The sequence below is a fragment of the Devosia sp. genome (assembly GCF_034675085.1).
Taxonomy (GTDB): domain Bacteria; phylum Pseudomonadota; class Alphaproteobacteria; order Rhizobiales; family Devosiaceae; genus Devosia.
This window is the reverse complement of sequence record NZ_JAUCDN010000318.1, coordinates 1-3687: the sequence shown is the minus strand read 5'-3', so window position 1 is coordinate 3687 and position 3687 is coordinate 1. Positions and strand designations below refer to the sequence as shown.

At 66.1% G+C, this 3687-nt stretch carries 2 protein-coding genes; both read right to left on the bottom strand.

Translation table 11 applies throughout. The features are described from left to right. The coding region (locus tag VDP82_RS15520) for a PAS-domain containing protein (RefSeq protein ID WP_323015734.1) at positions 1–1907 on the bottom strand (1907 nt) is incomplete at its 3' end. Positions 1908–2296: 389 nt separating this feature from the next. Further along, positions 2297–3687, bottom strand: a 1391-nt coding sequence (gene ahcY / locus VDP82_RS15515) for an adenosylhomocysteinase (protein ID WP_323015733.1), incomplete at its 5' end; no start/stop codon positions are given.

Genomic DNA, 3687 nt, shown 5'->3' with positions numbered 1-3687 from the left:
GCATCGACCGAGGCCAGGTCGAGAATGTTGTCGATGAGCACGCCCAGCGTCACCGAGGAGGCGCGGATATAATCGATATAGGATTGCTGCCGCTCGGTCAGCGTGCCCATGTCGCCGGCCAGCAGGTCGGCGAAGCCGATGATGTTGGTCAGCGGCGAGCGCAGCTCGTAGGAGACGTTCTGCACGAAGGCGTCCTTAAGCAGGTCGGCGGCCACCAGCGCGTCGTTGCGCTCCTTGAGTACCTTGGAATAGCTGGCGCTTTCGGTCACGTCGAGAAAGGTCATCATGGTCTGCCCGTCGGGCAGGCGGGTGATGGCGTAGTCGAGCAGCCGCCCGTCGGAGCGGTTGATGCGGCCGGTCTGGTCGCCGCGTGTGGGGTTGAGGTCGATGATGCCGCGCTTGAGATCGCGCCAGATGCCGGCCCCATCCTCGGGAATGGCCAGGCCGCTGGCCTCGGCGATCTGGTCGATATGGGGGTTGTGGCCCAGCGTGTTCATCGGCAGCTTCCACAGCGCCGAAAGCCGGGGATTGGAAAGGGTCAGCCGGCCATTGGTGCCGAACACCGCCACCGCTTCGGAGAGCGCGTTGATGGTCTCGCGCTGCACGTTGGAGAAGGCCTTGTTGGTGGATTCGAGCTTCAATCGCTCGGTAATGTCCTCGAACACATAGATCACCCCGCCATCCGGGCCCGCCGGGGCGGAAATCACCTTGATGGTGCGGCCATCGGGCAGGTGCCAGGGGTCGTTTTCATGCGGGGTCTTGCGCTCGTAGGATTGCAGGTGCTTGGTCCGCCAGGTCTGGTAATTGACCTCGTTGGGCAGCATGCCCTCGGTGCGCAGCTTGTCCAGGATCGCCCGCTCGTCCAGCCCCGGCACGAGGAAGGACGCGCTCAGATTCCACAGCCGCGCATAGGCGGCGTTCACCTGCACCAGCTCGCGCCGGGCGTTGAAGATGGCGATGGGCGTCGCCAGGGCCTCGATGATGCCGGCGATATGGGCCAGGGCGGGCTCGGCCGGCACGGCCTCGTCCAGGGGCTGCAAATAGCCGGCGCGCCCGCCGGCGGCGGCGAATTCCACCAGCTCGAACCGGCCCTTGCCTTCGAGATCGAGGCGGGTGACGCCGGCCTGTCCGCCCTCGGCGCAGGCAGCCAGATGGGTCTTGAGGCCCGCCTTGTCGAGCAGCTCGGGCGGGGCGGCTTCGCTGCCGGTCCGGCCCAGCGCGCGCGCCAGTTGCAGATAGGCGGAATTGGCATAGCTCAGCCGGTCGGCGCCGTCGCGGGCGAAGGCGGGCTGGGGCAGCGCGGCGAGAATGGCGCGCACCGTGTCCATGTCGCCGGTGGCGGCGGCGGCGGCCAGCACCGGCGCGTCCCGGGGCTCGGTGAAGGCCGGGCGCAGGCGCATCGCGGCCCCGCCGCCCAGCACCCAGCCATTGGCCCGGATCAGCCGCCCTTCCAGCGTCCGCAGGCTGATGGCGAAGGCATGGCCATGCACCCGCAGATCCTCGATCAGCCGGGCCAGGTGGTCGGCCTCGGCAATGGGCAGCCAGCTCGACAGGGTCAGCACGCTCTGCGCCTGCCGGCCCAGCGGCAGCACCGCGCCGGGCTGGCCCAGCAGCTTGGGCGCGCCGCCGCTATTGTCGGTCCACAGCACCGTCAGCTCGCGCGTCCCGGAAAGCAGCGCCTCATATTCGTCGACCAGCGCCCGCAGGCCCGAAATCTGTTCGGCGGCGCGGCGGCGGGCGGTGTGGCTGTCGAGCTTGGTGGCGCGCACCAGCGCCATCGCGATCAGCGCGAAGGCGCCGGCACCCACGGCGATGGCCAGCGGCGCGGACCCGGCCAGGCCCAGCGTGCCATCGGCCTGGGCCAGCGCGGGCGCGGCCGTCATCAGGGTAAGGGGGGCCGCCGCCACAGCCGCGAATCCCCAATGCTTCCGGAAGCGATCCGGCGCCATGCTCTGCCCTCTGGGTCAGTTTCGGTTCTTGCCAGTCCGGCCCTGACGGCCGGTACACTCTGCACTTGCTGGTGGCGGCCAGACGCGAAACCGTCCTGGGTCTCCTGCCGCTGCCAGATCCGGCCACATATCCCCGCGTGCCCGAATCACCCTGACCATAGCGAGCCGGGGAATCGGCTAAAAGAGTCTTAATGCCTGTTGATTTGGGGCAAAGGCGCGATAAGTGGGGTTGACCAAGAACGAAGCAGCAACACTTTGTCAACCATTCACGCCTCGCAGCCAAAAGGAAAGGGCGCCCGCAGGCGCCCTGTTTTTCTTATCCCCGCCCCCCGCGGGCGGCGGCATACTCAATAGCGATATTCGCCCGACTTGAAGGGGCCGTTCTGCGCCACCCCGATATAATCGGCCTGCTCCTTGGTCAGCTTGGTCAGCTTGGCGCCCAGCTTGGCCAGGTGCAGTTCGGCGACCTTTTCGTCCAGATGCTTGGGCAGGACATGCACCTTCTTTTCCAACTTATCCCCGTTGGTCCACAGCTCGATCTGGGCCAGGGTCTGGTTGGAGAAGGAGGCGCTCATCACAAAGCTCGGATGGCCGGTGGCATTGCCCAGATTGACCAGCCGCCCCTCGGACAGCAGGATCAGCCGCGAGCCATCGGGCTTTTCGACCAGATCGACCTGCGGCTTGACATTGGTCCATTTGAAATTGCGCAGCGCGGCGACCTGAATCTCGTTGTCGAAATGGCCGATATTGCAGACGATGGCCATGTCCTTGAGATTGCGCATGTCGTCCAGCGTCAGCACGTCGCGATTGCCGGTGGCGGTGACGACGATGTCGGCGCGCGGGGCGGCCTCCTCCAGGGTCACCACCTCGAAGCCTTCCATGGCCGCCTGCAAGGCGCAGATGGGGTCCACTTCCGTCACCAGAACGCGGGCGCCGGCGCCGCGCAGGCTTTCGGCCGAGCCCTTGCCCACATCGCCATAGCCGCAGACCACGGCCACCTTGCCGGCCAGCATCACGTCGGTGCCCCGGCGGATGGCGTCGACCAGCGATTCCCGCGTGCCGTATTTGTTGTCGAATTTGGACTTGGTCACCGAGTCGTTGACGTTGATGGCCGGGAAGGGCAGCTCGCCCCTGGCATGGAGCTGATAGAGCCGCATCACGCCGGTGGTGGTTTCCTCCGAGACGCCCTTGATATTGGCGCGGATGGTGGAAAAGAAATTCGGGCTCTGCGCCAGTCGCTTGCGAATGGTGGCGAAGAAGATTTCTTCTTCCTCATTGCCCGGCTTGTCGAGGATGGAGATATCCTTCTCGGCCCTGGCGCCGGTGAGGATATACATGGTGGCGTCCCCGCCATCGTCCAGGATCAGATTGGGCGTCTGGCCATTGCCCCAATCCATCATCCGGTCGGTGAAGGCCCAGTATTCCTCCAGCGTCTCGCCCTTATGGGCAAAGACCGGGATGCCTGCGGCGGCGATGGCGGCGGCGGCATGGTCCTGGGTGGAAAAGATATTGCAGCTCACCCAGCGCACCTGCGCCCCCAGCGCCACCAGGGTCTCGATGAGCACGGCGGTCTGGATGGTCATGTGGAGCGAACCGGCGATGCGCGCGCCCCGCAAAGGCTGGGCCGCGGCATATTCCTCGCGGATGGCCATCAGGCCCGGCATTTCGATCTGGGCGATGTCGATTTCCTTGCGGCCGAAACCGGCGAGGGAAATATCCTTGACCGCATAATCGGTCG